We start from the raw sequence: 671 nt of genomic DNA, 5'->3' as shown, positions 1-671 counted from the left end.
TATGGTAAAGATAATAAGTTCTTAGAATTTAAAATTTTAAAAAATACAAGTAAATATTTTTTAAAAGATTTAAATGATGTACTTGATAATGAAATTTTAGGAAATTTAAAATATCGTATTATAGCATATAAAAGTTTTTTGAGAATATTAAATAAAGAGACAGCTAATAAAGTAGATATATTAAGAAAAGAAGGAACTACTATTAATTATACAAATGAATGTGAAAGTTATGAAAAACTTATGTTTTTATGTGAAAAATATTATACTACTTTTTATGATATAGAGAAAGAAATTGAAAAAATAGATTATTATGATATGATAACTTTAAAAATACATAATAAAATTGTAAATGCTATAACTTTATTTCAAATCTTTGTAGGAAAAATAAAAGAAAATAATATCAATTGTGATTTAACAGATTATTTAATAGAAGGAGAACTATTAGGTTTTAGTTCTTTTAATATTTATGAAAATATCAGTATAATAAAAGATTTTTTTATTAATATGAAGGGAATTTGCAATGAAGTAATCAATTCTCATGATACTAATAAATATAAGTTTATTTTAAAAGAATGGGAAATTTGGTTGAAAGGTCTTATTGATAAAATTCATCATCTTATGATAATTTATAAAGAAAATAAAAATATAAAAATTTATGAAATATATAATAT

Annotated in this window: 1 protein-coding gene; it reads left to right on the top strand. The window is 17.4% G+C overall.

Annotated features, from left to right (window positions below):
• On the top strand, window positions 1-671 hold a 671-nt coding region (locus tag GBZ86_RS17570; RefSeq protein ID WP_170272319.1), incomplete at both ends, for a hypothetical protein.

Origin of the sequence: Clostridium tarantellae, from assembly GCF_009295725.1 — a bacterium.
In the GTDB taxonomy this organism is placed as follows: Bacteria; Bacillota; Clostridia; order Clostridiales; family Clostridiaceae; genus Sarcina; species Sarcina tarantellae.
Note: the sequence above shows the minus strand (reverse complement) of the source record. Positions and strands in the feature narration are given on the sequence as shown.